This window comes from Luteimonas deserti (assembly GCF_013425765.1).
Taxonomy (GTDB): Bacteria; Pseudomonadota; Gammaproteobacteria; order Xanthomonadales; family Xanthomonadaceae; genus Luteimonas; species Luteimonas deserti.
Genome location: NZ_JACCJZ010000009.1, coordinates 1 through 26,910, shown reverse-complemented (window position 1 = coordinate 26,910; position 26,910 = coordinate 1). Strand labels below are relative to the sequence as shown.

The following is a 26,910-nucleotide window of genomic DNA, read 5'->3' as shown; positions in this document are numbered from 1 at the left end:
CGGCAAAGTCGGTTTACGGGTGTCAGCGGTCTGGTCCGCGACCAGGCGAACGCGGCGTGCTGTCCAGCGAAGGTCGAACTCAGAAATGCGTCTGGGCGCGCAGCAGGAACAGGTCGCCGTCAGTGGACACGGCGCCGCGCGTCGCATCCACGCGCACGTAGTTGGCCTGCAGCTTGAGATAGCGGTTGGGATACCAGTTCGCACCCACGGTCCAGTTGCGCTGGCGGCCGCCGGCGATGCCGGCATCGTCGAGGTCGATCCAGCTGCGGCGCGCGGTCAGCTCGAATGCGCCCGCAGATCCCTGGGGCACCGGGTTGCCGACATTGCCGCCCGTGTACACACGAGACTCCCCGGTGAGGATCCAGCTTCCGGCGATGTAGCCGCCATCGGCGGCATAGCTTGGCCGGCCGGCGGTGCGCTGCGTGCGCTGGCCCATGTGTTCGCCCTGCAACGACCAGGCGCCATGGATCCAGAGCGCTTCCATGCCCACCCGTTCGACGCGCTCGGCTCCCGCCAGCGTGCCCGAATCCACCAGGCGGGTCGGCGTCAGCCCGGCCTCGGGCCTCGCGCGCCATCGCGCACTCGCCGGCACGACGTTGCCACGGCCGTCGATCTCGCCATCCGGGCGCTCGCGGGTGCCGGCGATGCCCAGATGCAGCACGTCCCCGGCGGCCTTGCGCGGTGTCCACGCCGCGCGCGCGGCGAACACGCGACCGCGATTGTTGCCCTGCAGATCGTTGCCGTAGTACCCGGCATTGACCAGATAGGCCGGTTGCTCGAAGGCCCAGTCCAGGCCGATGCGTCGACCCGGATAGAACGCCTGGGTGGGCAGGGAGTTCTCGAGGAACAGGCTGCTGCGCGTGGCGGTATTGCCTTCGAACCCAAGCGGCAGCTTGGTCTGCCCGAGCCGCACCCGTCCGACGTCGCGACCGGTGACGGCCTTGGTCTCGACGCGAACCGCGACGTCCATCCAGGTGCGCGATGCGAAATCGAACGCCGCGCCGAGGTCGTAGACCCCCTTGCGCTTGAGGCCGAATCCGAATTCGCGGCGACGCCAGCCGTGCGCGTCGTCGAGCCGCGGCCCCGCGTCGCCGAGCACCTCGTTGCGGTCGTAGGCGGCGTTTCCGGTCAGCACAAGCTCGTGCTCGCCGGGCAGGCTCCACTTCGGCGGCCAGGCCTGCCGGGACGTGCCGTCGCCGGCCGAAGCGCCGATGGGCGCGAGTAGGGCCAGCAGTGCAGCGTGGGTGGACAGTCTCATCGGAACACCTGCGGCGCCTGGGCGCATGAAGAGCGGGCTGCGAACGTCGATCTGCTGGCTGGGTGGCAACAGCGACAGCAGACGTCATGTGGAAGCCCGGCACTTCGATGCGGGTGGCGGGGATCACAGTCCAGTTATCGACCCGATGGCCTCCGACTTGAGGATTTTTTCCGACAGACGAGTAAGAGAAGACCTACATGGACCGGCGAAATGAAGCGATTCGGCGATTCCATCCTGACGAACGTCGGAAAGGCGCGCCGCGCGATCGCTGCGTCAGCACCCCCGCACATCATGGTTCTGGACCACGTCCCCGACGCGATGCCGGCCGCTCGTCCGCGGCAGCCTCGTCTAAGGCGGCCCGGGCAGCCCGCGCGCTTCCAGATCCGTCGAGCACGCGTCCATGAGCGGACGCAACGGGATCGGGCGTGAGCCCGCGCGGGCGCACGCCGGGAAAGCGGACCGGAGTTGGTGGCCGGATTGCGTGGTCCGTGCCGATCGGCCTTCCCTGGATCACGCGGGCTCGGTAGCCCGCGCCGAACCGGCTCGGCGAGACACGTCGACGGTCCGGCGAACAGCGTTATCCACGCGGAACTCCGCGACGGTGCTGGCCAGCGCGTCAGATTGCTCTTCCATCGCGCGTGCGGCGGCCATAGCCTCTTCCACCAGTGCTGCGTTCTGCTGCGTGGTCTCGTCCATCTGGGTGATCGTGTGGTTGACCTGCTCGATGCCCGAGGCCTGTTCCTGCGAGGCCGCGGCGATCTCCGACATGATGTCGGTGACGCGCTGCACCGAGGACACGATCTCGCCCATGGTCTTGCCGGCCTGCGCGGCGAGCGCCGCACCATCGGATACCTTGCCGGTCGAGTCGTCGATCAGGCCCTTGATCTCCTTGGCCGCAGCCGCGCTGCGCTGGGCCAGCGTGCGGACTTCCGAGGCCACGACCGCGAAGCCGCACCCCTGCTCGCCGGCACGCGCCGCCTCCACCGCCGCGTTGAGCGCGAGGATATTGGTCTGGAACGCGATCCCGTCGATGACCGAGATGATGTCGCCGATCTTGCGCGAGGAGCGCTCGATGTCGGCCATCGTCGTCACCACCTGGCCGACCACCTCGCCGCCCTGGGTGGCGACCGACGCCGCGCCGATCGCCAGCTGGTTGGCCTGGCGGGCGTGATCGGCGTTCTGGCGCACGGTGGAGGTCAGTTCCTCCATCGAGGCCGCGGTCTCTTCGAGGTTCGCCGCCTGCTGCTCGGTGCGCCGCGAGAGATCGTTGTTGCCCGCGGCGATCTCGGACGAGGCCGTCCCGATCGCGCCCGACGCCGCCTGGATGCGCGCGACCATGGCGGTGAGTTGCGCCACCGTCGCGTTCGCGTCGTCCTGCATCTGGGCGAACACGCCTTGAAAGTCTCCGTCCATCTGTACGGTGAGATCGCCGCGCGCGATCGCCTGGAGAACCTCCGAGACGTTGCCCAGGTTGCCTTCCGCGGTCTGCATCAACCGGTTGAGGCTGTCGATCATTCCGTGAAACTCGTACTCGAAGCGCTCCGCGGCGCCGCGCACCGAGAAATCGCCACGTGCGGCCGCGTCGACCAGGAGACGGATCTCGGTGTTGATCGCGCCCAGATTGAACTTGACCGAGTCCATGGACTGGGTGATCACGGCCTTCTCGCCGGGCATACGTTCCATGTCCTGCGACAGGTCACCGATGGCGTACTGCTTGATCAGCTCGACGAGCCGCATCTTGACCGCGATATGGGCATCGACCAGCTCGTTGGTCCCGGCGACCATCACCCCGTACTCGCCCGGGAAGTCGGCAGCGTCGATGCGGTAGCTGATCATGCCCGCATCGTGCTCGCGTGCCATGTCGCGCTGGGCCTGGATCACGCTGCGCAGTCGCGCCTGCATGTCGCGCATGGCCACCAGGAGGGCGCCGCCTTCATCCAGCGCGTCCACGCGGATATCGGCGTCGAGCTTGCCGGCCGCCACGTCGCGCGCGACGGTGATGGCGCGCTGCAGCGGTCTGCTGATGGCACGCGCCACCAGCAGACCGAAGCCCACACAGGCGAGCACGCCGAACACGCCGAGCAGCGCGCCGCCCAGCATCGCCAGACGTGAATTCTCGACCGCCGTCTGCACGGTGGCGCGGAAACGCGCATCGGCCTGACGATGGGTGTCGGCCAGATGCGTGCGATAGATATCGAGCGCGGCAGCCATTTCTCCGATCCGCTCCGGATCGGCATCGGGATTCTGGGTGACGAAGTCCTCCGCCACGCCATGGGCCAGTGCGTAGTACGTCTCGAACTCCTCGCCGAGGCGGACCATCGTGGCTGCCTGGTCGCGGTCGATGGACTGCAGTTCGACATAGGACGCGCGGATGGCCTCCGCACCCGCACGGGTGGCTTCGAGCATGTCCGGATCGCCCGCGGCGGCTGCGCCGTTGAGTCCGTTGATGATGTCGTCGAGCGCGGACATGTTGCGCGTCATCGCGTCCAAGGCCGGAAAATGCACGTCGCGCACCGCTTCGAGCCGGGCGTTGTTGCGCTCGAACACCAGGGTGCTGAAGCCGAGATAGACCAGCAGACAGACGATGGACAGGCCGGCCGGGGCCAGGACCTTCCAGAACAGGGGCAGGGCAAGAAAACGTTTCATTTCGGTGCTCGAAGAGGAGCGCAGGGCGCCGCCGGCGGCAGCGCCCTGCGTAGGACTTACGGCCTCAGGACGACCTTGACGCTGGCGTCCACCGAAGCGGCGTCGATGTAGCCGATCGCGCCGGCGGTGGCCGCGACTTCCCGCTTGACCGCGGCATCGCCGGCCACCTGCTTGGGCCGCTGGGCCTTGCCGGTGAACATCAGCTGCGACCAGTAGGACCGCAGCTGCGCTGCATCCCGACTGGTAACCTTGGTATAGAAGGCATCGCGCACCGCGGCGCCTTCGGCCTGGTCGATCGCCACGGCGCGACCGCCGCCCGGAAGAGCCGAGGATTTGGCCAGGAAGATCTGCGAGACCTGAGCCGGCGTCAGCGCCGCGACATCGCTGCGCGCCGACATCACGACGACCACGTCGGCATGCGCGGCCAGGGCCGAGCAGGACAGCGCGACCAGCAGGGCCAGGCGGGAGATTGATTTCGGGTTCATGGGGAGACTCCGGTCAGAACACGAAATCGACGGATGCCGAGATCAGGTTGTAGCTGCGGCCGGGCTGGAATCCGGGCTGGACATTACCGAGGCTACCGAAGGAACCGGCATGGTTTTCGATGTGGCTGCCCTGGAGCTTCAGCGCGACGCTGTCGCGAACGTCCCAACGCAGCGCCGCGGTGTAGCTGTGCCGCCCGGCGTTGCTCGAGGCCACCGCCATGTTCAGCAGGCCGAACGGATCGGCCGCGCCGGGCATTTCCACGCCGTCGGTGTCGACATGGGCGAACGTCAGCGACGGTGTCAGCGTGCCGCGACGCATGCCGGCGCTGATGTAGCCCGAGGTCGTGCGGGCGCTCAGGGACGGCGTGTAGTCGGCCTGGATCGCCTCGGTGCGAAGGAACCACGCACCCGGATCGTAGCTATACCCGACACCGGTGAAGCTGCCATCCAGCGAGCGTGGGTCGAGACGCGCGGCGATCGATGCAAGGCCCGGCACCGGGAGGCTGCGGTATGTATCGAAGAGCCGGTCCACGGAGGGGCTGCTGACGCCCACGCGGCCGCGGATGTGGCTGACGCGCGCCGCATGCGCGCCCCGGTCCAGCTGCACGGCCAGACCACGCATCGCGTCCACGCGCACGAGTTCGGAATCGATGCGGCCGTAGAACCCCTGCAGGCCGACGACGGTGTCTCCGGCGTTGATCGTGTAGAGGCCTTCGACACCATCGAGTGGGACGAGGTAGTTGTAGACCTCGTAGGGCGGGCGCACCCACGGCGTTGCGTAGCCGACGCGCTGGTATTCCGACAGCATGTACAGAGGGGCGGTGATCCGGCCGAGGCGGGCGGTAAAGTCGGGCGAAACGCGGTACTTCACGTGCGCGAGCGAAACCTGCGGCTTGTACGACTCAGTGATCGCGTGTTCGCTGACCACTTGAACCAGCCCGGTGAAATCGTCGGTGAAGCGCGCGTTCAACTGCAGGGCGATCCGCGAATCGGGTTTCATGGACGTCTGCTGGCTCGCGCCAACGCCGCGGGTGATCTGGAAATCACCGCGAAAATCAGCCTTGTCCTCCGTGGAGTGGACAAGGCCGACAGTGCCGAAGCCGCTGAGGGTGAAGCGCTGGGAATCCTGCGCGTGCGCGGTATGGGCACCGGCAAGGGTGACCGCCATGGCAGCGATCAGTCTGGTCTTTGAGGTCATGGTTTCTTGGAATCGGGTAGGCGAAAACGACCACGCGCGCGGAGCGCCCGGTCATCGGGGGTGCGCCGGCATGACCGGCATCTGGGGGTGCGCACGCAGCGAGGTCAGACCTTGCGTGGACATTTGAGATAGCGACGCTCTCCACCTCGACTTGAGGCGGAGAGCGCCTGATTCCGTCAAAAGCCGGGGCTGGATGCGAGTCCGTTCACGGAAACGTCACATTTCGCTGCTAGCGCGCACGTGCGCGCCGAGCCCTCAAGCCGCCTGCGGCACCCGCAGCGAGCGCACCAGGCCACCGACGTCGACGATCAGCGCGACGCGACCGTCGCCGAGGATGGTCGCGCCGGAGATGCCGTCCACGCGGCGGTAGTTGTTCTCGAGGTTCTTGACGACGACCTGCTGCTGGCCGACGAGTTCGTCGACCTCGAGCGCGAGCTTCTGGCCGTCGCCCTCGACCACCACCACCAGGGCATCGTCGCGGCGCGGCTGGTCGTAGCGGTAGTACTCGTTGAGCGAGACCAGCGGCAGGTATTCGCCGCGCACGCGCAGTACCCGGCCTTCGCCGACCATGCGGCGAACGTCGGCGGCGTCGGGCTGCAGCGCCTCGATCACGTGCGACAGCGGAAGGATCAGGGTTTCCTCGCCGACCGCGACCGTCATGCCATCGAGGATCGCCAGGGTCAGCGGCAGGCGGATCACCACCCGGGTGCCGCGCCCGAGTGCACTTTCCAGCTGCACCTCGCCGCCGAGCGCCTGGATGTTGCGGCGGACCACGTCCATGCCGACGCCACGCCCCGACAGGTCGGTGACCGCATCGGCGGTGGAGAAGCCGGGCTGGAAGATGAGATCCCAGACCTGGTTGTCGGTCGGCTTCTCGGGGACCACCAGGCCGCGTTCGGCGGCCTTGGCGAGGATGCGTTCGCGGTCGAGGCCACGGCCGTCGTCGGCCACCTCGATGACGATGTGACCGCCCTGGTGCGAGGCGGCGAGGGTGATCGTCCCGGTGCCGTCCTTGCCCGCGGCGACACGCGCGTCGGGCAGTTCCAGGCCGTGGTCGATCGAGTTGCGCACCAGGTGCACCAGCGGATCGGCGATCTTCTCGATCAGGCCCTTGTCGAGCTCCGTGCCTTCGCCCACGGTCTTCAGGCGGACCTGCTTGCCGAGACGGGCCGACAGATCGCGCACCAGACGCGGGAAGCGACGGAACACCGCGTCGACCGGCAGCATGCGCACGCCGATCACGGCTTCCTGCAGATCGCGGGTATTGCGCTCCAGCAGATCCAGGCCTTCGAACAGGCGTTCGGCGAGGGCCGGATCGAGGTTCGCGCTGACCTGCTTGAGCATGGCCTGGGTGATCACCAGTTCACCGACCAGGTTGATCAGTCCGTCGATCTTGTCGGTGCTGACGCGGATCGAGCTTTCCGCGGGGTCCTGGTTGCCGCTGCGTGCCTCGCTGGCGGCAGCGACCGGACCGGCGGCTGCCACGTCGAGATCGACCGGCATCGCCAGGTCCGCGGTTTCAGCGGCGGCGTCGTCCAGCGCTTCGGCGAGAATCGCCTGCACGTCGAGTTCGCAATCGTCCTCCACCCAGGCGAAGGCCTCGTCCACCGCGCTGCGCGGGATCGCGCCGATCAGTCCGAGATCCCAGGCGAGGTAGGCTTCCAGCGGATCCATCTGCGCGAAGCCGGGCAGACGCTCGGTGCGGCAGGCGACTTCGAGCGAACCGAGACGGTCGAGTTCGCGGATGATGCGCAGCGGATCGTTGCCGCTCATGAACAGCGACGGCGCCGGCGTGAACCCGATGCGCCAGCCGGTGGGCTCGGCCTGGGCGGCCTCGGCCTTGACCGCGACCGGTGCGGGCGCCGCGCTTCCGGCGAGGACGGCATTGAGCCGGGCCTGCACCGCCTGCGACGCCTGCGGGTCGGCCGGCTGGCCGGTCTCGGCCTCGCCGAGCAGGGCGCGCAGCACATCGACCGAGGCCAGCATGGCGTCGATACCGGCACCCGTGACCGCGCGCTTGCCGGCGCGCAGCTCGTCGAGCAGCGTTTCCAGCACGTGGGTCAGCCCGGCCACGGCATCGAAGCCGAACGTCGCCGCACCGCCCTTGATCGAGTGCGCGGCGCGGAAGATCGAGTTGATCAGCTCCGGGTCGCGGTCGCCCTGTTCGAGTTGCAGCAGGCCTGCCTCCATGGCCTCGAGTCCCTCCCGGCTTTCCTCGAAGAAGGTGGCGTGAAAGCGCTGCATGTCCATGCTCATGGGAACTCGGCCTGCGATCTGGATGCGGAAGGGCGGATGGAGGTCAGCCCAGGACCTTCTGGACGGTGGCGATCAGCTGGTCGGGATTGAACGGCTTGACCAGCCAGCCCGTCGCGCCCGCCGCCTTGCCCTCGGCCTTCTTGTCGGCCGCCGACTCGGTGGTGAGCATCAGCATCGGGGTGAACTTGTAGTCGGGAATGCCACGCAGGGCGCGGATCAGCGAGATCCCGTCCATGTTCGGCATGTTGACGTCGGTGACCACCGCGTTGAAGCGCTGGCCCTGGGCCCGCCCGAGGGCGACCTGGCCGTCCTCGGCCTCGTCGACGGTGAAGCCGGCGGAGGTCAGGGCGAAGGAGACCATCTGGCGCATCGAGGCCGAATCGTCCACTACAAGAATGCGTGCGCTCATGCGGCGTTCTCCACTGTGCTTGCGTCTGTTGCGTTTGAAGGAGGTGTGTCGGGGCCGGCGAGCCCGAGCGCGGTGCCGAGTCCGAGCAGCCGGGCGGCATCGTGCAGGGGCTCGCTGCAGCCGCGCAGCTCGGTCGGATAGCCGCTGCCGCCGCGGCTGGCGAAGAACGCGCACAGCACCTGCAGGCCGGCCGTGTGCACACGGCGCACGTCGGCGGCTTCGAGGACGACGGCGTGCGCGGTGTCGAGGTACGGCGCGAGCCGCTCCTTGAGTCCGGTGCTGGCCTCGATGCCGAGGTCATCGCCTAGGTGCACGCTGTCCATCAGGTCTCCGACAGGAATTGGGGTTCGGACTGGAATAGCGGCGTCCGGGCGACGATCTTTAGCCCGGCGCCTGCACTCAGCGCGGTGAGAACAACGGAATGGCCATCAGACGCGCCGAGTCCAGCAGCAGCGTGACCATGCCGCCCAGCCGGGCGATACCGCGGATACGGTGGTCGCCCACCGGCGCCAGGCGCGAGGTGTGGGTGCCTTCGATCTGCGAGTCGCCGATCAGCACCACGTCCTCGACCGCCGAGACACGCAGGCCGAGCACGTCGCCGTTGTCGTCGAGCACGATGATCCGCGTCAGTGGGGTCTCCTCGACCGGCGCGACGCCGAGTTGCAGGCCCAGATCCACCACCGGCACGACCTGGCCGCGGAGGTTCATCACCCCCACCAGGCAGGGGGCAGCGCCGCGCAGGGCCAGCAGCGGCGCCGGAAGGACGACCTCGCGGATCTTCAGCAGTTCGATCGCATACGCCTGGGCGCCGCAGCGCAGGCGCAGCCAGCGCGCGAGTCGATCGGCACTCCGCCGCTGCGGCGGGGCGGGCGCCCCGTCGTCGGCATTGCCCGGGACCCGCGGCAGCGGCGCGATGGCGATCTTCCCGGCCGGCGTCGGCGCGGGCGGCCGGGGTGCCGGAGCGGGCGGCCTCGGCCGCGGCGCTTCGGCCACGACCGGAGCGGCAGGCGCCGCAGCGGTGGTCAAAGGTGCGGGACGCGGTGGCGCAGGCACGGCGGCCACCGGTGCGGGCGCGGCAGGCGGCGCCGACGGCGCGGCGGGTGCCGGCGTCGACAGCAGCATGCCGAGGTAGTCGTCGACGACCCCGGCCGCGCTCATGCCGCCTGCTCCATCGCCTGTTCCTCGGCCAGCAGCCAGTCCAGTGCGCGCGTATAGGCCGACATCGCGCGCCCGGGCATGTCGCCACTGAAGACCTGGCAGGCCAGCACGTCGGCATTGCTCAGCTGCGTATCCACCGGCACCGCCTCGCTCCAGATGCGGTCGCGGTATTCCTCCTGCAACTGGGCCAGGGTGTCGCGGCCCACGCGCGTGCGCTTGTCGTACATGGTCGGAATCACCGACACCGGCAACGGCCGCTGACGGGATTTTTCGACCATCTCGCCGGTGCGCACCATGCCGGCCAGGCCATACAGCGCCAGCGGTTCGCACTGGGTGGGCACGATCAGGCGATCGGCCGCCGCCAGCGCGTTGACCATCAGCAGGCCCAGCGTCGGCGGGCAGTCGAGCAGCACCGCGTCGTGTCCGCCGGCATGCCGGGTGATCGCCTGCGAGAGCGCAAGGCCGAGGCCGGGCTGGGTGGCGCTGCGCCGCTCCAGCGTGGCCAGCGCGGTCTGCGCGCAGACGAAGTCCAGGCCCTCGGTGGGCGAAGGCCGCATCAGCGATTCGAGCGTGGGCGGCGGCGAGCCGAACAGGTCGACAACACCCGGCGGCGGCGGATCGCTCGGCACGCCGAAGGCGCGGGTCAGCGACGCGTGCGGGTCGAGATCGACCAGCAGCACACGCAGCCCGCGCGCGACCATGGCGCGTCCGAGGGCGAGCGAGGTCGTGGTCTTGCCCACGCCCCCCTTCTGGTTGGCAATCGCCCAGACGCGCATCAGCTGTCTCCTTGCGGTGGGGGGGGAGGAATTGGAGTTCGGAGGGTCCCCGGCGCATTGGCCACCGTGGGCACCGCCGCCGCGGGGTAGGCGGGGCGCTCGGACGCGGCTGGCGCCGGAGCGGACGCGGGGGCCTGCCTCGGCGAAGGCGCGGCGGTGTCCTGGGTGGCCAGCACCATCAGCACCACGCGGCGATTGGCGTTTCGGCCGGCATCGGACGTGTTGTCGGCCTTGGGCCGGTACTCGCCGTAGCCCACCATCACCAGGCGCTCGGGCGCGAAGCGTTCGCTGACGAAGAGGTGCACCACGCTGGCCGCGCGCGCCGCCGAAAGCTCCCAGTTGGAGGGGAACTGCGCGGTGGCGATGGGCCGGTCGTCGGTATAGCCCTCGATACGGATCGGATTGGGCAGGTCGCGAAGCACGACCGCGAGCCGGCCGAGCAGTTCGCGCGCGCGGAACTCCAGCGTCGCCGATCCGCTCGGGAACAGGATGTCGCTGTTGATCTCGACCTCGAGCCACAGGTCGGACCGGCGCACGGTGATCAGACGCGCCTGGACCATCTCCGACAGCGTGTCCTCCAGCTGCAGGGCCAGGCGCGAGAGCTGCTCGCGCGAGGCGGCGATCGAGGCGGCATCCGCGCCGCCGTCGCCGATACGGTCGGCACGCAGCTTGGACTCGAGCATCGGCCGCAGCGGGGAATCGAGCGTCGGGCTCGACGTCGGGCCCTGGCGCGCACCGCGGGGCACCGGCGTCGGTCGGCCGACCGTGGCTTCCATCTTCTGGTTGTCGCCGATCTGGATCGGATCGAGCGCGCTCGGTGGCGCGCTGAACGCGCTGGCGAGGGACGCGGCCACCGCGCGGTACTTGCCCTCGTTGAGCGAGGAGACCGCATACATGACCACGAAAAAGGCGAGCAGCAGCGTCACCAGGTCGCCGTAGGGAATGGCCCAGGCTTCATGGTTGACGTGGTCCTCGTGGGGCTTCTTGCGTGCCATCTGTATGCCGGATCAGTGCAGGAAGCCGGCGAGCCGAGCCTCGATATTGCGCGGGTTCTCGCCCTGCGCAATCGCGATCAGGCCCTCGATCGCCAGCTCGCGCTCGCCGCTGCGGCGGCCGATCACGCTCTTGAGCTTGGCGGCCATCGGCAGGAAGAACATGTTGGCCGAGGCGATGCCGTAGATCGTGGCGGTGAACGCAGCGGCGATGCCATGGCCGAGCTTGCTCGGATCGGCGAGGTTCTTCATCACCGCGATCAGCCCGAGCACCGCACCGACGATGCCGAGGGTGGGTGCATAGATGCCCATGCCCTCGAACACCTTGGCGGCCGCGAGATCGTTGTGCTCCTCACCCTGCAGCTCGATCTCGAGCATGTGCCGGATGGCTTCGGGCTCGACGCCGTCGACCAGCATCTGCAGGCCCTTCTTCAGGAACGGATCGGTCTGCGTGGCGACGTGGCTTTCCAGGCCGAGCAGGCCCTGCTTGCGGGAGACGTTGCTCCATTCGAGCAGTTGCGCGATCAGCGCCGCGCGATCCGAGACCGGCGGCTTGATCGCCCAGCCGGCGATGCGCAGCGCACGTTTGAACGTGGCACCCGGGGTGTGCAGCATGATCGAGGCGACCGTGCCGACCATGACGATGACGAACGCCGCCGGCGACCACAGCGCGCCGAGGCCCGCGCCCTTGAGCACGCTGCCGCCCAAGATCGCGATCAGGCCGAGCACCAGTCCGACGATGCTGAATATATCCATGTATGCGGTATCGGCGGCCGGGTGGGGGACTTGAATCAGGACGCCGTCTGCGGCGTCCCGGGGGTTCAGCGAAGACGCAGCGCGTCGACGTCAAGGATCAGCGCGAGCCGGCCATCGCCGATCAGTGTGGCGCCGGCGTAGCCGGGCAGGCCGCGCAGGGCCTTGGGCAGCGGCTTGATCACCACCTCCTCGCGGCCGCGCACCTCGTCGACCACCAGGCCGAAGCGGGTGTCGCCGCGCTGCAGGACCACGATGGTCAGCAGCGTGGTGTCCTCGGCCGGGCGGCCCAGCCAGTGGCGCAGGTCGAGCAGTGACAGCGTGTGCGAGCGGCGGTCGAGTGCGGCGCGCCCGTCGAACCAGTTCACCGTGCGCGCGGGCGCGTGCAGCACTTCCTGCACGCGTGCCAGCGGCAGCGCATAGGCATCGCCTGCGGCGTGCACCAGCAGGGTCGGCAGGATGGCCAGGGTGAGTGGCACGCGCAGCGAGAACCGGCTGCCGCGGCCGAGTTCCGACGTGACCTGGATCTGCCCGCCGAGCTCGCGGATCCGCGACTGCACGACATCCATTCCGACGCCACGGCCGGAAATGTCACTGACCTCGTCGCGGGTGGAGAAGCCGGCGAGGAAGATCAGGTTGAGGCATTCCTCGGCGCTCAGCCTGGCCGCCGACTCGGCATCGATCAGGCCCTTGTCGCGGGCCTTGGAACGCAGGCGTTCGGGGTCGATGCCGGCGCCGTCGTCCTGGATCTCGATGCCGACGTAGTCGCCCTGCTGCTGCGCGCTCAGGCGCACGCGCCCGGCCCGCGGCTTGCCGGTGGCCTCGCGCAGGGCGGGCGTCTCGATGCCGTGGTCGATCGCGTTGCGCACGAGATGGATCAGCGGATCGGCGAGGGCTTCGACCAGGTTGCGGTCGAGTTCCGTCTCCGCGCCGACGAGGTCGAGGTCCACTTCCTTGTCGAGCGCGCGGGCGACATCGCGCGCCAGCTTGGGAAAGCGCGAGAACACCTTGCCCACCGGCTGCATCCGGGTGCGCATCACGGCGCCCTGCAGGCGCGCGGTGGCGTTGTCGAGGGTGGTCACGGCGCGGTCGAGGTCTTCGTCGCGCAGCCGCGCACGCAGGGTCTTGAGCCGGTTGCGGGCGAGCACCAGCTCGCCGACCAGATCGACGATGACGTCGAGCCGCTTGGTGTCCACGCGCACCGTCTGCTCGCGCTCGGCGGCGGGCGCGGCGGCCTGGGCCGCACCGGCGGCAGGCGGAGGCGGTGCGCGTCGCGGCGGCGGTGCAATCGGGGCCGGTGCCGCCGGCGCGGCTGACGCCGAGGGCGTACCTGCGGGTGCCGCGCCGGGAGGCGCATCGCCGTGCAGCTGATCGAGCAGCGCTTCGAATTCGTCGTCGCCGATCATGTCGGCAGGCGCCGCCCATGCCGGTGCGGTGGCCGCTGCTGCCGCACCCGGTGCGGCGTCGCCGTGCAACTGGTCGAGCAGGGCCTCGAATTCGTCGTCGCCGATCATCCCGGGATCGGCGTGGGGACCTGCCTGCAGGCCCGGCGCGCTGTCGCCATGCAACTGGTCGAGCAGCGCCTCGAACTCGTCGTCGGAAATCATCGCGCCGTCCGCGTCGGCCACGGCTGCGGCCTTCGGTGCGGCGCGTGCGGGCGCCGCGGCAGGCGCGTCGTAGGGCGCGAATCCGGCGATCAGCGCATCCGGTGCACTCGGCACCGTGTCCTGGTATTCAATCGCATCGACCATCGCCTGCAGCCAGTCGAGCGACTGCTGCGCAGCGTCGAAATGCCGCGGCAGCAGGGCCGCCTGACCGGCGCGCACCATGCCGAGGGTTTCCTCGGCGGCGTGGCACAGCTGCACCAGGGGCACCGCGCCCAGGAAGCCGGCACCGCCCTTGAGGGTATGGAACGCACGGAAGACCGCGTTGAGGCGCTCGCGGTCGTCCGGGGTCTGCTCGAGGCCCACCAGCTGCCCGCCGAGATCGTCCAGCAGTTCGCGTGCTTCGAGCACGAAGTCGGCGACGATGTCGGGGGCCTGCATGGTTCAGAGCCCCAGGTTCGACAGCAGGTCGTCGGCGTCGCTCTGGCCGACGGTGTTGCGGTCGAGGCCGGCGACGGCGGGGCCGTTGCCGCGCGCGTCGTCTTCCTTGGGCGGCAGGCCCAGCGCGCCGAAGCCTTCGTGCACGCCGCGCACGATGCCGGCGACGCGCCGGATGATCTGGCCGCCGAGATCCTGGTGGCTCTGCGCCAGCGCCATCTCGCGCAGGTTCTCGCGCAGGGATTCGACCGTATCGGTCTGGGTGTGGTCGAGCGGACCTTCCTTCAGGCGTGCCACCAGCGCACGGCTGTCGTCGATGAGATCGAGGGTCCGGTGGGTGGCCTGCTCGGTCATCTCGACCACGTGGTCGAGACGCGCGCAGGCGTCGTCCAGACCGTGGCTGCCTTCACCCGGGGGCGGCGGCAGGGTGTCGAGCGCCACCGACAGCTCGCGCGCCAGGCGGCCGAGGCCGGTGACCAGGGTGCGGGCGCGCGCATTGGCCAGCGCGTCGACCTGCTTGCGCCAGCCGTCCTCGTCGCCGCGCTCCAGTGCCTCGAGCGCGTCGTGAAGCAGGCTGGCGAGGCGGGTCCGGTCGATGTCCGGCGTGCTCATGCCGCGGTCCCCAGGCGCTCGAAGATCTTGCCGAGCTTCTCTTCCAGGGTCTGCGCGGTGAACGGCTTGATGATGTAGCCGTTCACGCCGTTCTGCGCGGCCTCGATGATCTGCTCGCGCTTGGCCTCCGCGGTGACCATCAGCACCGGCAGGGTGCGGAACTTCACGTCGGCGCGGATCTCGCGCAGCAGCTCGATGCCGGTCATGCCGGGCATGTTCCAGTCCGTGACCACCAGTTCCACCGCGTCCTGGCGCAGCACGGCCAGCGCGCTGTGGCCGTCTTCCGCCTCGACCGTGTTGTTGAAGCCGAGATCGGACAGCAGGTTCTTGACGATCCGGCGCATCGTCGAGAAATCGTCGACGACCAGGATGCGGATGTTCTTGTTCAAAACGGACTCCAGTGTGAGCGTGACATCAGTCGTCGGCACCGTATCCGGTGTCGGCGAGTTCGAAGGCGGTGAGCCGGCCGCGCAGACGGACCACGGCCTGACCGTGGATCTGGCAGACGCGCGATTCGCTGACGCCGAGAACGGCGCCGATTTCCTTCAGGTTGAGTTCCTGTTCGTAGTACAGCGACAGCACCAGCTGCTCGCGTTCGGGCAGGTGGCCGATCGCCGCCATCAGCTCGCGGCCGAACTCGCCGCGCACCAGATTCTCCTGCGGCGTCGGTCCGCCGCCCCGGTTGACCGGCTCGACCTCGCCGTGGTCCTCGATGTGCGAATCCAGGCTCAGCACCTGGCCCCGTGCGGCATCCTCGAGCAGGCGCTGGTAGTCGTCCAGCGGCATCTCGAGCTTGGCCGCGACCTCCTGCGCACTCGCGGCGCGGCCGGTGCTCTGCTCGATCGAGCGGATCGCCGAGGCGGCTTCGCGGGCGCGGCGGTGCACCGAACGCGGGACCCAGTCGCCGCGGCGGATCTCGTCGATCATCGCGCCGCGGATGCGGATCGATGCATACGTCTCGAACGAGGCACCCTGGTCGGCGTCGTAGCTGCGCGAGGCCTCGAGCAGCCCGATCATGCCGGCCTGCACGAGATCGTCGACCTCGACGCTCGCCGGCAGCCGCGCAGCGAGGTGGTGGGCGATGCGGCGGACGAGTTCGGCGTGCTGCACGATCGGATCGACATCGGCGGCGACGGTGCGCTGCACCGCCTGGTACTGCTGACGCGCGGCGAGGCTCATGCGACGGCTCCCTGGCGCAACATGCGCTCGACGAAAAATTCCACGTGACCGCGCGGCGCGGTCGGTGCCTGCCAGCGCGACACCCGCTGGGCGATCTCCACCAGCGCGCGCGCCGACGGACTGCCCGGGTAGGCGGTCACCACCGCCTGCTGGCGCTGCACGGCCATGCGCAGCCAGTCGCACTGCGGCACGGCGCCCAGATAGTTCAGCGAGACGTCGCCGATGAAGCGTTCGCACACGCGCGAGAGTTTCTCGTGCAGGTTGCGGCCCTCCTGCGGGCTGCGGACCATGTTGGCGACCACCTGCACCCGGTCGACTCCACGCTCGCGTGCCAGCACCTTGATCAGCGCATAGGCGTCGGTGATCGACGCCGGCTCGTCGCAGACCACCACCAGCGCGTCCTGCGCGGCCTGGCAGAAGGTCAGCACCGAATCGGTGATGCCGGCGGCGGTGTCGACGACCAGCAGGTCGAGATCACGCTGCAGGTCGTTGAACACGTTGACCAGGCCCGCGTGTTCGGCCGGCCGCAGCTCGGCCATGTGCCGGCGGCCCGAGGCGGCGGGGACCACCAGCACGCCCGCCGGGCCTTCGAGGATGATCTCGTCGAGCTCGCAGCGCCCGGCGACCAGGTCGGCGAGCGTGTGCCGCGGCGAAAGCCCGAGCAGCACGTCGACGTTGGCCAGGCCGAGATCGGCGTCGAGCAGCAGTGTGCGCTGGCCCATACCCGACAGCGCGACGGCGAGGTTCACCGACACGTTGGTCTTGCCCACGCCGCCCTTGCCGCCGGTGACGGCCAGGGTGCGCACGGGATTGAAGGGGGCGGAGGACATCGGCAGCAGCTCAGGCGACGGCATGGGTGTGTTCCGGGACAATCGGCTTATCGGCATCACGGCGCAGATCTTCAAGGCGGAGCACCAGATGGGCGGCGTTCGCCCGGTGCAGGTCGTCGGGAATGCGCTGACCGTCGGTCACCCAGGTCAGCGGCAGCTGGTGGTCGACCGCGACCGAGAGCGCGCTGCCCAGGCGTCCGGTCTCGTCGAGCTTGGTCAGCACCACGCCCTGCGGGCGCACGCTGTCGAAGCGGCGCACGACCTCGTCGAGATCGGCGAAATGGGTGTTGGCAGGCAGCACCAGCAGGGTGCGCACGTTGCGCGCGGCGCGCAGCCAGTTGAGCTGGCCGGCCAGCGCGCGGTCGCGCTGGCTGAGGCCCGCGGTGTCGACCAGCACCAGGCGGTAGTCCTGCAGCTTCTGCAGCAGGGCGACCAGGCCGGTCTCGCTGTCGGCCTCGTGTACGGCGATACCGAGCTGGCGGCCGTAGCTGTGCAGCTGTTCGCGGCCGCCGATGCGCGAGGTGTCGGTGGTCACCAGGGCGATGTCGCGCGGCTGGTGCTGGGCGGCATAGAGCGCGGCGAGCTTGGCGATGGTGGTGGTCTTGCCCGCGCCGGTGGGACCGACCAGGGCGATGACGCCGGCTTCGGCCAGCGGGTCGACCGGGCAGATCGGCAGGCGCTTGGACAGCAGCGCGAGCATCAGGCCGCGAACGCGGGACTCCGGTGTATCGGCGGGAATCTGCAGCACGGTGTCACGGGTGATGCCGGCATCGAAGCCGTAGTCCTCCATCAGCTCCATCGCCTGGGCGCGGGCCGGCGAGCCGCGCAGGCGCTCGTCGGTGAGGCGGGCCATCTCGCGCTCGATCATCGTGCGCATCTGGGACAGCTCATCGCGCATGCGCGCCAGTTCTCCGTCACTGGCCGGAGCCGGCAGCGAGGGCACGGCTGCGAGGACCGCCGGAGCGGGTGCCGGCGACGGAATTCCGTCATCCGCCAGTGCAGGTGCAGGCAGGGGTGCCGCTGCGGCTGCGGCCAGGGGCGCAGTGGCCGGTGCGGGCGCAGGTGCCGGAGCGGGTGCCGTTGCCGGAGCCAGGGCCGGGGTGTCGTCACGATGACCGGCCGCGAGCAGCTCGGCGAAGGTCGGACCGTCGAGATCGAAGCGGGCCGGTTCGGCCGCCGCAGCGAAGGCAGCCGGCACCGCGGCCGGGGCCTGGGCGACGGGCGTCGCCGCACGCGGCGTAGCACGGGGGCTTGCGGCCTGCACGGGCGAAGGGGACGCGACGCCCGGCGCCGCCTGCGGGGCGAGATCGCGCAGCCAGCGTTCGGACGGGCTCAGCGCGGCATCGGCATCGCGCTGAGCGCGGGCGGGCAGCGGCAGCGCGGGCGTCTGGGCCGCCGACACCGATGCCTCGCGCTGCGCGTCCTCGATGGCGCGCTGCACGTAGCCTTCGTCGTAGTTGCTGGCCGCGACGATCTCCACACCTTCGTCGGTGCGGCGGTTGGAGAGAATCACGGCATCGGGACCGTGCGCCTGCCGCACCATCTGCAGGGCGCTGCGCATGTCGGGGGCGACGAAACGGCGGATTTTCATGGGAGGAGCCCGTGAGTCGTGACGCGTGGTTGGTGATTCGAAGGCGCGGTGGCCGGTCGACCGGAAGTGGCGAATCGGGCGGGGCGTCGCCTCTGAACCTGTCTGGAGATCGTTCTGTCGCGCATCGCATCACCCCGTTGCTTCGAATCACCCGTCACGAGTCACCGCCACCGTTCTCAATTGATCGTGCCCAGCAATTTCAGGCGCTTGTCTTCAGGGACTTCGGTGTAGGACAGCACCGAGAGGTTGGGGACGCTGTGCCGGACCAGGCGCGCCAGCGCGGCGCGGACCTGTCCGGGCACCAGCACCACCGCCGGCTCGTTCCTGGCTTCCTGCTGCCCGGCACATGTGGCCAGGCTCTGTTGCAGACGTTCCGCCAGGCCGGGTTCCAGTGCAGCGCCGCCGCCCTGTGCGGAATCCTGCAAGACGCGTTCCAGATTCGGCGCCAGCGTGTAGACCGGCAGTTCCTCGGAAGGCCCGGCGATTTCCTGGACGATGAAGCGGCCGAGCGCGGTGCGCACCGCGGCGGTGAGCTGGCCCGGATCCTGGGTGTGCGCGGCGTGTTCGACCAGGGCCTCGGCGATGCGCCGCAGCTGGCGCACCGGAATGCGCTCGACCAGCAGGTTCTGCAGCACGCGCACGACCACCGCCAAGGGCAGCGCCTTGGGCGTGAGGTCCTCGCTCAGCTTGGGTGCGCTGCGGGCCAGCGTGGCCAGCAACTGCTGCACCTCCTCGTGGCCCAGCAGTTCGGGTGCCTGTTCGCGCACCAGATGCGACAGGTGGGTGGCCACGACCGTCGCCGGATCCACGACGGTGTAGCCGGCGGCCTCGGCCTGGGCGCGCAGCGTCGGCACGATCCAAAGTGCATCGAGCCCGAATGCCGGGTCCTTGCCGGGGATGCCGTCGATGGGATGCAGGGCGCCGCCGGGGTCGAGCGCCATCAGGCGATCGGGATGCACCTCGGCCGTGGCCACCGGCACGCCGTGGACCAGCAGGCGGTAGGCGGTCGGCGCGAGTTCGAGGTTGTCGCGGATGTGGACCGGCGGGATGAGGAAGCCGACGTCCTGGGTGAGCTTGCGGCGCACGGACTTGATCCGCGCCATCAGCTCGCCGCCCTGGGCCTTGTCGACCAGCGGAATCAGCCGGTAGCCGACCTCCAGACCCAGGGGATCGACCGGGCGCAGGTCGTCCCAGCCGAGTTCCGCGCTGGCGGCCTGTTCCGGCGAGGCCTGGGCAGCCGCGTCCGGATCGGCCTCGGCGCGCTCGGCATCGAGGGCGCGCTTGCGCATCACCCAGGCACCGTAGCCGACCACCGCCGCCAGACTGAGGAAGGCGAGGTTGGGCATGCCCGGCACCAGGCCGACCACCAGCAGGATGATCGCCGCGATCGTCAGCGCCTTGTGCTGGCCGAACACCTGGCCGCTCATCGCGCCGCCCATGTCCTGCTTGCGCGAGGCGCGGGTGACCAGCAGGGCGACCGCCGACGACACCAGCAGCGCCGGGATCTGCGACACCAGGCCGTCGCCGATCGACAGCAGGGTGTAGATCGCCGCCGCGTCGCCCACCGGCAGGCCGTGCTGCATCACGCCGATCGCCAGACCACCGATGATGGTCACGAACATGATCAGGATGCCGGCGATCGCGTCGCCGCGGATGAACTTGTTGGCGCCGTCCATCGCGCCGTAGAAGTCGGCTTCCTGGCGCACTTCCTCGCGGCGCGCCTTGGCCTCGTCGCGGGTCAGCAGGCCGGCGTTGAGATCGGCGTCGATCGCCATCTGCTTGCCGGGCATCGCGTCGAGGATGAAGCGCGCGGTGACTTCCGACACGCGCCCGGCGCCCTTGGTGATCACCACGAAGTTGATGATGGTCAGGATCGCGAAGGCGACGATGCCGACCGCGAAGTTGCCGCCGACGACGAACTCGCCGAAGGACTCGATGACCTTGCCGGCCGCGCCCGGGCCGGACTGGCCGTTGAGCAGGATCACCCGGGTGGAGGCCACGTTGAGCGCCAGGCGCAGCATCGTGGTGATCAGCAAGACGATCGGGAAGATGCTGAAATCGAGCGGACGCTGGACGTAGATCACCGCCAGCAGCACCACCAGCGACATCGCGATGTTGAAGCTGAAGAGCACGTCCAGGATCATCGGCGGCAGCGGCACCACCACCATCGCCAGCAGCGCCAGCACCAGCAGCGGCGCGCCGAGGCCGTTGCGCAGCATGTCGAAGGCGCGGCGCGGGCCGGATGTCATCACCGCACTCATGCGCCGCGGCCTCCGGTCTCGCCTTCATCGACCGCGAGGTCGGCCAGCTGCGGCTGCGGCGTGCCCGCCCGCCACGTGCGCAACTGGTACACGTAGGACAGGACCTGGGCGACGGCGGCATAGAGCTTCACGGGAATTTCCTGACCGATGTCCGCTTCCCGATACAAGACGCGTGCCAGCGGAGGCGCCGAGACCAGGGCCACCTTGTGCTGCTCGCCGAGCGCGCGGATGCGCAGCGCCATCTCGTCCACGCCCTTGGCGACCACGCGCGGCGCACGCATGGCACCGCCGTCGTACTTCAGCGCCACCGCGTAGTGGGTGGGGTTGACCACGATCACGTCGGCGGTGGGCACGTCCTCCATCATCCGGCGCTGCGACATCTCGTGCTGCAGCTGGCGGATGCGTCCCTTCACCTCGGGCCGGCCCTCGGTGTCCTTCATCTCCTCGCGCAGTTCCTGCCGGGTCATCATCAGCTTCCGGCGCCAGTTCCACTTCTGGTACGGCGCGTCGGCCAGGGCCAGCAGCAGCAGCGCCGCGCAGGTGGCCATCAGCATCCAGAGCGCGAAGGTCAGGCCGCCGGCGGCGGCCTGCTCCAGCGGCTCGTGCAGCATCGAGCGCAGGCGGGGCATCGACGGCACCAGGAACAGCGCGGCCGCGCCGCCGACGAGCAGCACGCGCAGCAGCGACTTCAGCAGTTCGGCCAGGCCCTCGGGGCCGTAGATGCGCTTGAGCCCGGCCATCGGGTCGAGCTTCTTGAGATCGGGCACCAGACCCTTGGTGGCGAAGTTGAAACCGCCCATCGCCGCCGGCGCGACGAAGCAGGCCACCAGCGTGGCCAGCACCAGCGGCGCGAGGATCCACAGCAGGCCCAGCAGCAGGTCGCCGGCATGGCCGAACAACGACTGCGGGGACTCCAGCATGCCGAGGTCCGGCGACATCGCGTCGCGCATCCAGTCCTTGGCACGCGCGGTGACACCGCCCCCCATCGCCAGCAGCGAGGCCACGCCGGCACCGAACACGGCCACGGTCGCCAGTTCTTTCGACCGCGGCACGTCGCCTTTTTCGCGAGCGTCGCGCAGCCGTTTCTCACTGGGGAGTTCGGTCTTTTCCTGACCGTTTTCGTTCTCGGCCATGGGCCTGCATGCACGGGGAGTCGCTTATCCCATTGCAAGCGCCGTGCCGTGCCCGTGGCGCGCAGCCTGGATCGCAGGCCGTGGACCGCGATCCGGCGACGCCTAGGGCCTGCCCAGCGGCACCCGGCCGGCCGCGTCGAAGGCGCTGTCGTAGAGACGTTGCACCGGCGGGCCGAGTTCACCGGCCAGCATCGCGATCAGGAACAGGCCGACCAGCACCGAGATCGGCAGACCGAGCTGGATCGGGTTCAGTGCCGGCGCCGCGCGCGACAGCACGCCGAAGGCCAGGTTGACGGCCAGCAGGGCGATCATCACAGGCAGGGCCAGGGTCACCCCGCCGCGCAGGACCAGCGCGAAGAACTCGGGCGCGATGCGCAGCGTCGCCTGCACGTCGGGCAGGGCGGTGCCGATGGGCAGGGCCTCGTAGCTGTGCACCAGCAGCGCGATCACCGCGAGATGGCCGTTGGCGGCGAAGAACAGGAGCCCGAACGCCATGTAGAACCACTGGCCGACCACGCCGGACTGCACGCCGCGCATCGGGTCGCTCATGGTCGCGAAGGACAGGCCCGAGCCCTGCGAGATCAGCTCGCCGGCCAGCGCGCCGGCTTCGAACACCAGGCGCAGCATGAAGCCCATCGCCGCGCCGACCGCGAGCTCTCGCCCGATCGACAGCACCGTGGCCGCATCGAAGCCGCCCCAGGGCGGCGGCGTCGGCAGCAGCGGCGCCAGCGCCAGGCTCAGCGTGAGCGCGGCGATGACCCGGATGCGTGCGGGCAGGGCGCGGGTGCCGATCAGCGGCATCGCCATCAGCAGCGCCCCGACCCGCAGCGCGGTCCACAACAGCGTGCCGATCATGGCGAAGGCCTGCTGGCCGTCGATCGCCATCTGGGTGGCGGAATCCATCAACGCGTCCCGGGTCGCATCGGCCCGCTCAGCCGATCAGGTGGGGAATGCTGCGGAACAGCGTGACCGTGTAGTCCACCAGATAGCCCAGCAGCACCGCGCCCAGCGCGAACAGTGCGGCGGTCAGCGCGGCGGCCTTGGCCACGAAGGCGATGGTCGGCTCGTTGATCTGGGTCGCGGCCTGCACGATGCCGACCACGACGCCGACCACCAGCACCGTCAGCAGCAGCGGGCCACCGACCCACAGCGCGACCTCGAGGCCGCGGCGCAGTTCGGTCAGGGCGAGTTCGGGAGACATGCGCGCGGTCAGTTGAAGCTGGCGGCGAGCGTGCCGACCGTCAGCACCCAGCCGTCGACCAGCACGAACAGCAGGATCTTGAACGGCGCGGAGACCAGCATCGGCGAGAGCATCATCATGCCCATCGACATCAGCACGCTGGCCACGACCAGGTCGATGATGATGAAGGGGATGAAGATCAGGAAGCCGATCTCGAACGCGGTCTTGAGCTCGCTGGTCACGAACGAGGCCACCAGCACCTGGAACGGCACGTCATCCGGCCCGGCGTAGGTGCTGTGCCCGGCGAGGCCGGCGAAGGTCATCAGGTCGGTTTCGCGCACCTGGGCCAGCATGAAGCCGCGGAGCGGGGCAGTGCCGAGGTCCCAGGCGGTGCGGAAATCGATCTGGCCGTTGAGGTAGGGGCCGAAGCCGCTGTTCCACGCGGCTTCCCACACCGGCGTCATCACCAGCGCGGTCAGGAACAGTGCCAGGCCGACCAGCACCTGGTTGGACGGCGTCTGCCCGGTGCCCAGCGCCTGCCGCAGCAGCGCGAGCACGACGATGATCCGGGTGAAGGCGGTCAGCACCAGCAGCATCGACGGAATCAGCGTGATCGCCGTCATCAGCAGCAGCGTCTGCAGCGGCAGGCTCACCGGCGCATTGCCTATCTGGCCCACGGTGACGTCGGGCAGGGCGGGCAGCTGCGGCGCGCCGGTCGCGGCGAGCGCCCACAGCGGCATCAGCAGGCCGGCGAGGAGGGCGCAGAGCGCGATCCAGCGCGGGCGAGGGAAGCGGAGCATGTCAGGTGTCCTTGCGCAGGCGCTGCGCCAGCAGCTGCTTGAAGTCGGGAAGGGTCTTGAGCGACGGCATCTGCATCGGCGGGGCCTCGGCGAGCGGCTCGGGAAGCACGTGCAGGGTGCGCACACCACCCGCGCCGATCCCCAGCAGCAGCTGCTGCCCGCCGACCTGCACGACTGCCGCGCGCTCCTTGGCGCCCAGCGGAATGCTCGCCACCACCCGCAGGCCGTCGGCCTGGCGGAAGCCGCCACCCGGCAGGCGCTTGAGCAGCCAGGCGAGGCCGACGATCAGGCCGAGCACCAGGAGCAGTGCAAGGAACGCGCCACCGAGGCCCGGCCCCTGCGGCGCGTGCGTGCCGACCGCGAGCGGCTTGGCCGGCGCGCTGACGCTCTCGGTCAGCGCCGCCGCCCGGGCCGGCGCCGTGGTCGAGGCGAGCACGGACGAGAAGTCCGGGCCGCTGGTCACCGCCGCCTCGGACGAGGTCGCACCCGGTGCGTCCGCGGGCGTGGCGGCGCCGGTCTCCGCCGGTTCGAGACCGATTTCGCCGGCGATCGTCGGCACGGCGTCTCCGGTGGCCGATGCTGCCGGCAGGGCGACGCTGACGATCACCGCAGTCTCCGGATCCGCTCGCTCGGGCTGACCACGTCGGTCAGGCGCACGCCGAAGCGGTCATTGATGACCACGACCTCGCCGTGCGCGATCAGGGTGCCGTTGACGTAGACGTCAAGCGGCTCGCCGGCGCCGCGCTCGAGTTCGATCACCGAGCCGCGGTTGAGCTGCAGCAGGCTGCGGATCGGCATGCGCGTGCGGCCCACTTCCAGCGACAGCGCCACCGGCACGTCGAGGATCACGTCGAGGTTGAGGTCGGTCGCATCCAGCGGACCGTCGGCGCGCAGGTCGTCGAACTTGGCCGGCGCGGCGGCGTCCTGGAAGGTGTGGTCCTGGGTGGTCATGCGGGCAGATCCTGGGGTTCGGTGCGGCGCGCGGGCGTGGCGCCCGGCGGGTGGGTCTCGGTGATCTTCACGACGTTGCAGCCACCGGCGGTGCCGAAGCGGCCGGTGAACACGGGGATGCCTTCGACGCAGACCGGCACTTCGGCCGGCAGGTCGATCGGCAGGATGTCGCCGACCTTCAGCCTGGTGAGCTGGCGCAGGTCGATGCTGCGCTTGGCCAGCACGCTGGAGACGGTGACCTCCGACCCCATCAGCTGCTCGCGCATCGACACGTTCCAGCTCTCGTCGCGGTCGACGCGGTCGCTCTGGATGCCGGCATCGAGCAATTCGCGGATCGGCTCGAGCATCGAGTAGGGGAGGGTGATGTGGATCTCGCCGCCACCGCCCTCCAGCTCGACGTGGAACCGGCTGACCACCACGTACTCGCGCGGCGTGACGATGTTGGCGAAATGCGGATTGATCTCGGAGTTGATGTACTCGCACTCCACGTCCAGCACCGGTGCCCAGGCTTCGGACAGGTCGGCGAAGGTCTGCTTGAGCATCAGCTGGATCACGCGCATCTCGGTCGGCGTGAACTCGCGGCCTTCGATCCGCGTGGGATAGCGGCCGTCGCCGCCGAAGAAGTTGTCGACCACGGCGAACACCAGCTTCGGCTCGAACACCACGAGGCCGGTGCCGCGCAACGGCTTGAACTTGATCAGGTTGAGGTTGGTCGGCACGTAGAGCTGGTGCAGGTAGTCACCGAACTTGACCAGGTCGATGCCGCGCACCGATAGGTCAGCCGAACGCCGGATCAGGTTGAACAGGCCGATGCGCCACAGGCGCACGAAGCGCTCGTTGACCATCTCCAGGGTCGGCATGCGACCGCGGATGATGCGGTCCTGACTGGCGAAGTCGTAGGTCCGCGCGACCCCGGGATCGGGCGCCGGCTCGGTGTCGACGGCGCCGGAATCGACGCCGTGCAGCAGCGCGTCGATCTCGTCCTGAGAGAGCAGGTCGTTCATCGCCCGGGGCTCACTGGGTCACGAAGCTGGTGAAGAGCAGGGCTTCTGCGGCCGGCTTGCCGGTTTCCTCGGTCATCAGTGCCTGCACTTCCTTCAGCGCCTGCGCCTGGAGCGCTTCCTTGCCGGCCCGCGACGACACGCCTTCGTAGGTCTGTTGCGCGAACAGCATCAGCAGACGCGCGCGCAGCGCCGGCTCGTGCTTCTGCAGGTCCGCGCCGGCCAGCGGGTCGCGGGTGACCAGCTGCACTTCCACCTGCAGGTAACGCGGGCCCATCGGCGTCTCGTCGAGGTTGACGACGAAGGCCGGCGACATCGGCAGGTACTGGGCCGGCGCGGGCAGCGCGGCCTGCGGGGTCGCGGGCGCCACGTTGCGGTTGAACATGTACCAGGCGCCGCCGCCGGCCCCGGCGAGCAGGACGACACCGAGGGTGATCATGAGCAGGCGGCGCTTCGGGGACGGGGCGGGACGGGCGGGGGTGACGGCGGCCAAGGTGCTGTACCGGTTGGGAATCTTCCGGAGGGGATGCAAACCCCATGCCGGAACCGCGTCGGATTTCCGTCGGCACGGTCGCGACGGTGTTTCAGGCCCATCGGGCGCGGCGCGGCGCGCGGTTGGCGAGACCCGTCCAGGGCCTGCGGACGGGAATCCGTCGCCGGAGCGTCTGCAGACGTCGAGGCATTGCCGTCCCGAAGGGCCGTGCTGTCCGCGCCGGGTCGGGACCGTCGCGGCACGTCGCCGGCGGGCGTCGGGGATCCGCATGCCGCGGGTCGGTGAACGCGCCGGCCCGCCCGCAGTCCAACGCGCCCCGTCTCACGTGCGCTGCCGCGTACGGCAGCGCGGCGGTATCAGGCAGTCGAGCCGGTCTGCGACCGCCCCGCGTCCCCTGTGCCCTCGTATTGCGTCTCCGGGGCGTGCGGACGTCCGGCGACGATCATGCGGCCTGGGGGCCGGCGTCACGCATAGGCGTCGAGCAGGCCGGACTGGCGACGGCGCGGCATGTCGCCTTCGATCGGGCCGGGGGCGGCGTCGTGCGGGCCGTCGTGCATGCGCTGCGCGGGGCTCGGGGCCCCGTCGCCGCCGGACCGGCCGCTCCCCACGCCGGCATGGGCGAGCTGGAAGCCGTGTTCGCCGAGCAGGTCACGCAGCCTGGGCAGGCCGTGCTCCAGCGCCTGGCGGGTTTCGGCGTTGCCACTGACGAAATCCGCCCGGATGCGATCGCCGTCCATGTGCAGGCGCACTTCGACCGGGCCGAGATCGTTGGGCGTCACCCGGATCCGCGCCTCGGTGATCCTGCGGTCGGCCATCCACTCGATCTGGGCGCCGAAGCGTGCCTCGAAGTCTTCCGCGCCGACGTGCGGCGTGGGCAGCGGCGCGGCCAGCAGCGGCGGCGGCTCG

The 26,910-nt window shown here is 69.8% G+C and carries 26 protein-coding genes and 2 pseudogenes; all 28 read right to left on the bottom strand.

From position 1 onward, the window contains the following. Positions 1-79: 79 nt before the first annotated feature. Positions 80-1,258: an OprO/OprP family phosphate-selective porin gene (locus H0E82_RS03495; RefSeq protein ID WP_180543785.1), complete on the bottom strand. Its 1,179-nt coding sequence runs from the start codon at positions 1,256-1,258 to the stop codon at positions 80-82. Between the two features lie 510 nt (positions 1,259-1,768). Further along, positions 1,769-3,904 (bottom strand): methyl-accepting chemotaxis protein, encoded by a 2,136-nt coding sequence (locus tag H0E82_RS03490; protein ID WP_180543783.1) that lies wholly within the window; start codon positions 3,902-3,904, stop codon positions 1,769-1,771. A gap of 56 nt (positions 3,905-3,960) precedes the next feature. After that, positions 3,961-4,389 (bottom strand): type 2 periplasmic-binding domain-containing protein, encoded by a 429-nt coding sequence (locus H0E82_RS03485; protein ID WP_180543781.1) that lies wholly within the window; start codon positions 4,387-4,389, stop codon positions 3,961-3,963. A gap of 13 nt (positions 4,390-4,402) precedes the next feature. Then, positions 4,403-5,557, bottom strand: coding sequence for a hypothetical protein (locus tag H0E82_RS03480; RefSeq protein ID WP_235974158.1), 1,155 nt, complete (start codon positions 5,555-5,557; stop codon positions 4,403-4,405). Positions 5,558-5,842: 285 nt separating this feature from the next. Next, positions 5,843-7,015, bottom strand: a pseudogene (locus H0E82_RS17035) (chemotaxis protein CheA); the annotation flags it as partial. 131 nt (positions 7,016-7,146) lie between these two features. Next, a pseudogene (locus H0E82_RS17030) lies at positions 7,147-7,843 on the bottom strand (Hpt domain-containing protein); the annotation flags it as partial. Positions 7,844-7,886: 43 nt separating this feature from the next. Next, on the bottom strand, positions 7,887-8,252 hold the full coding sequence (locus H0E82_RS03470) for a response regulator (protein WP_180543775.1): 366 nt from the start codon (positions 8,250-8,252) through the stop codon (positions 7,887-7,889). Beyond that, positions 8,249-8,575: an STAS domain-containing protein gene (locus H0E82_RS03465; protein ID WP_180543773.1), complete on the bottom strand. Its 327-nt coding sequence runs from the start codon at positions 8,573-8,575 to the stop codon at positions 8,249-8,251. The genes H0E82_RS03470 and H0E82_RS03465 overlap by 4 nt, the downstream gene beginning before the upstream one ends. A 76-nt stretch (positions 8,576-8,651) precedes the next feature. Further along, a complete protein-coding gene (locus tag H0E82_RS03460; RefSeq protein ID WP_180543771.1) occupies positions 8,652-9,410 on the bottom strand; it encodes a chemotaxis protein CheW in 759 nt (252 codons plus the stop codon). Next, a complete protein-coding gene (locus tag H0E82_RS03455; protein ID WP_180543820.1) occupies positions 9,407-10,186 on the bottom strand; it encodes a ParA family protein in 780 nt (259 codons plus the stop codon). The genes H0E82_RS03460 and H0E82_RS03455 overlap by 4 nt, the downstream gene beginning before the upstream one ends. Beyond that, complete coding sequence (gene motD / locus H0E82_RS03450) at positions 10,186-11,181, bottom strand: flagellar motor protein MotD (protein WP_425600309.1); 996 nt, start codon at positions 11,179-11,181, stop codon at positions 10,186-10,188. The genes H0E82_RS03455 and motD overlap by 1 nt, the downstream gene beginning before the upstream one ends. A gap of 12 nt (positions 11,182-11,193) precedes the next feature. Next, a complete protein-coding gene (locus H0E82_RS03445) occupies positions 11,194-11,934 on the bottom strand; it encodes a flagellar motor protein (protein ID WP_180543769.1) in 741 nt (246 codons plus the stop codon). Positions 11,935-11,999: 65 nt separating this feature from the next. Continuing rightward, positions 12,000-13,976, bottom strand: coding sequence for a chemotaxis protein CheA (locus tag H0E82_RS03440; protein WP_180543767.1), 1,977 nt, complete (start codon positions 13,974-13,976; stop codon positions 12,000-12,002). A gap of 3 nt (positions 13,977-13,979) precedes the next feature. Then, positions 13,980-14,585, bottom strand: a complete 606-nt coding sequence (locus H0E82_RS03435; RefSeq protein ID WP_180543765.1) for a protein phosphatase CheZ — start codon at positions 14,583-14,585, stop codon at positions 13,980-13,982. Beyond that, on the bottom strand, positions 14,582-14,974 hold the full coding sequence (gene cheY / locus H0E82_RS03430) for a chemotaxis response regulator CheY (protein ID WP_180543763.1): 393 nt from the start codon (positions 14,972-14,974) through the stop codon (positions 14,582-14,584). The genes H0E82_RS03435 and cheY overlap by 4 nt, the downstream gene beginning before the upstream one ends. A gap of 25 nt (positions 14,975-14,999) precedes the next feature. Next, complete coding sequence (locus tag H0E82_RS03425; RefSeq protein WP_180543761.1) at positions 15,000-15,764, bottom strand: RNA polymerase sigma factor FliA; 765 nt, start codon at positions 15,762-15,764, stop codon at positions 15,000-15,002. Beyond that, the gene (locus tag H0E82_RS03420; RefSeq protein ID WP_180543759.1) at positions 15,761-16,618 is read right to left on the bottom strand and encodes a P-loop NTPase; all 858 of its coding nucleotides are present in this window, start codon (positions 16,616-16,618) and stop codon (positions 15,761-15,763) included. Before H0E82_RS03420 ends, H0E82_RS03425 begins: the two co-directional genes overlap by 4 nt. Next, positions 16,605-18,185: a flagellar biosynthesis GTPase FlhF gene (gene flhF / locus H0E82_RS03415; RefSeq protein WP_180543757.1), complete on the bottom strand. Its 1,581-nt coding sequence runs from the start codon at positions 18,183-18,185 to the stop codon at positions 16,605-16,607. The genes H0E82_RS03420 and flhF overlap by 14 nt, the downstream gene beginning before the upstream one ends. Positions 18,186-18,361: 176 nt before the next feature. Continuing rightward, positions 18,362-20,434, bottom strand: coding sequence for a flagellar biosynthesis protein FlhA (flhA, locus tag H0E82_RS03410; protein WP_180543755.1), 2,073 nt, complete (start codon positions 20,432-20,434; stop codon positions 18,362-18,364). Between the two features lie 8 nt (positions 20,435-20,442). Next, positions 20,443-21,579 (bottom strand): flagellar biosynthesis protein FlhB, encoded by a 1,137-nt coding sequence (gene flhB / locus H0E82_RS03405; RefSeq protein WP_180543753.1) that lies wholly within the window; start codon positions 21,577-21,579, stop codon positions 20,443-20,445. A 102-nt stretch (positions 21,580-21,681) separates the two neighbouring features. Beyond that, positions 21,682-22,482: a flagellar biosynthetic protein FliR gene (gene fliR / locus H0E82_RS03400; RefSeq protein ID WP_180543751.1), complete on the bottom strand. Its 801-nt coding sequence runs from the start codon at positions 22,480-22,482 to the stop codon at positions 21,682-21,684. A gap of 28 nt (positions 22,483-22,510) precedes the next feature. Continuing rightward, the gene (locus H0E82_RS03395; protein ID WP_180543749.1) at positions 22,511-22,780 is read right to left on the bottom strand and encodes a flagellar biosynthetic protein FliQ; all 270 of its coding nucleotides are present in this window, start codon (positions 22,778-22,780) and stop codon (positions 22,511-22,513) included. An 8-nt stretch (positions 22,781-22,788) separates the two neighbouring features. Continuing rightward, the gene (fliP, locus tag H0E82_RS03390) at positions 22,789-23,499 is read right to left on the bottom strand and encodes a flagellar type III secretion system pore protein FliP (protein ID WP_235974159.1); all 711 of its coding nucleotides are present in this window, start codon (positions 23,497-23,499) and stop codon (positions 22,789-22,791) included. Positions 23,500-23,560: 61 nt separating this feature from the next. Continuing rightward, positions 23,561-23,956: a flagellar biosynthetic protein FliO gene (gene fliO / locus H0E82_RS03385; RefSeq protein WP_180543817.1), complete on the bottom strand. Its 396-nt coding sequence runs from the start codon at positions 23,954-23,956 to the stop codon at positions 23,561-23,563. Between the two features lie 206 nt (positions 23,957-24,162). Further along, on the bottom strand, positions 24,163-24,510 hold the full coding sequence (gene fliN / locus H0E82_RS03380; protein WP_180543745.1) for a flagellar motor switch protein FliN: 348 nt from the start codon (positions 24,508-24,510) through the stop codon (positions 24,163-24,165). After that, positions 24,507-25,514, bottom strand: coding sequence for a flagellar motor switch protein FliM (gene fliM / locus H0E82_RS03375; RefSeq protein WP_180543743.1), 1,008 nt, complete (start codon positions 25,512-25,514; stop codon positions 24,507-24,509). Before fliM ends, fliN begins: the two co-directional genes overlap by 4 nt. Positions 25,515-25,524: 10 nt before the next feature. Next, positions 25,525-25,950: a flagellar basal body-associated FliL family protein gene (locus H0E82_RS03370; protein ID WP_180543741.1), complete on the bottom strand. Its 426-nt coding sequence runs from the start codon at positions 25,948-25,950 to the stop codon at positions 25,525-25,527. A 518-nt stretch (positions 25,951-26,468) separates the two neighbouring features. Then, positions 26,469-26,910 (bottom strand): flagellar hook-length control protein FliK (locus H0E82_RS03365; protein ID WP_180543739.1); only part of this gene is annotated, 442 nt, incomplete at its 5' end.

What these genes read in the sequence shown, in the direction of transcription:
- H0E82_RS03495 (WP_180543785.1), bottom strand. Translation starts at nt 1,258, where the DNA reads ATGAGACTGTCCACCCACGCTGCACTGCTGGCCCTACTCGCGCCCATC.
- H0E82_RS03490 (WP_180543783.1), bottom strand. Translation starts at nt 3,904, where the DNA reads ATGAAACGTTTTCTTGCCCTGCCCCTGTTCTGGAAGGTCCTGGCCCCG.
- H0E82_RS03485 (WP_180543781.1), bottom strand. Translation starts at nt 4,389, where the DNA reads ATGAACCCGAAATCAATCTCCCGCCTGGCCCTGCTGGTCGCGCTGTCC.
- H0E82_RS03480 (WP_235974158.1), bottom strand. Translation starts at nt 5,557, where the DNA reads ATGGCGGTCACCCTTGCCGGTGCCCATACCGCGCACGCGCAGGATTCC.
- H0E82_RS03470 (WP_180543775.1), bottom strand. Translation starts at nt 8,252, where the DNA reads ATGAGCGCACGCATTCTTGTAGTGGACGATTCGGCCTCGATGCGCCAG.
- H0E82_RS03465 (WP_180543773.1), bottom strand. Translation starts at nt 8,575, where the DNA reads ATGGACAGCGTGCACCTAGGCGATGACCTCGGCATCGAGGCCAGCACC.
- H0E82_RS03460 (WP_180543771.1), bottom strand. Translation starts at nt 9,410, where the DNA reads ATGAGCGCGGCCGGGGTCGTCGACGACTACCTCGGCATGCTGCTGTCG.
- H0E82_RS03455 (WP_180543820.1), bottom strand. Translation starts at nt 10,186, where the DNA reads ATGCGCGTCTGGGCGATTGCCAACCAGAAGGGGGGCGTGGGCAAGACC.
- motD (WP_425600309.1), bottom strand. Translation starts at nt 11,181, where the DNA reads ATGGCACGCAAGAAGCCCCACGAGGACCACGTCAACCATGAAGCCTGG.
- H0E82_RS03445 (WP_180543769.1), bottom strand. Translation starts at nt 11,934, where the DNA reads ATGGATATATTCAGCATCGTCGGACTGGTGCTCGGCCTGATCGCGATC.
- H0E82_RS03440 (WP_180543767.1), bottom strand. Translation starts at nt 13,976, where the DNA reads ATGCAGGCCCCCGACATCGTCGCCGACTTCGTGCTCGAAGCACGCGAA.
- H0E82_RS03435 (WP_180543765.1), bottom strand. Translation starts at nt 14,585, where the DNA reads ATGAGCACGCCGGACATCGACCGGACCCGCCTCGCCAGCCTGCTTCAC.
- H0E82_RS03425 (WP_180543761.1), bottom strand. Translation starts at nt 15,764, where the DNA reads ATGAGCCTCGCCGCGCGTCAGCAGTACCAGGCGGTGCAGCGCACCGTC.
- H0E82_RS03420 (WP_180543759.1), bottom strand. Translation starts at nt 16,618, where the DNA reads ATGCCGTCGCCTGAGCTGCTGCCGATGTCCTCCGCCCCCTTCAATCCC.
- flhF (WP_180543757.1), bottom strand. Translation starts at nt 18,185, where the DNA reads ATGAAAATCCGCCGTTTCGTCGCCCCCGACATGCGCAGCGCCCTGCAG.
- flhA (WP_180543755.1), bottom strand. Translation starts at nt 20,434, where the DNA reads ATGACATCCGGCCCGCGCCGCGCCTTCGACATGCTGCGCAACGGCCTC.
- flhB (WP_180543753.1), bottom strand. Translation starts at nt 21,579, where the DNA reads ATGGCCGAGAACGAAAACGGTCAGGAAAAGACCGAACTCCCCAGTGAG.
- fliR (WP_180543751.1), bottom strand. Translation starts at nt 22,482, where the DNA reads ATGGATTCCGCCACCCAGATGGCGATCGACGGCCAGCAGGCCTTCGCC.
- H0E82_RS03395 (WP_180543749.1), bottom strand. Translation starts at nt 22,780, where the DNA reads ATGTCTCCCGAACTCGCCCTGACCGAACTGCGCCGCGGCCTCGAGGTC.
- fliP (WP_235974159.1), bottom strand. Translation starts at nt 23,499, where the DNA reads ATGCCGCTGTGGGCGCTCGCCGCGACCGGCGCGCCGCAGCTGCCCGCC.
- fliN (WP_180543745.1), bottom strand. Translation starts at nt 24,510, where the DNA reads ATGACCACCCAGGACCACACCTTCCAGGACGCCGCCGCGCCGGCCAAG.
- fliM (WP_180543743.1), bottom strand. Translation starts at nt 25,514, where the DNA reads ATGAACGACCTGCTCTCTCAGGACGAGATCGACGCGCTGCTGCACGGC.
- H0E82_RS03370 (WP_180543741.1), bottom strand. Translation starts at nt 25,950, where the DNA reads ATGATCACCCTCGGTGTCGTCCTGCTCGCCGGGGCCGGCGGCGGCGCC.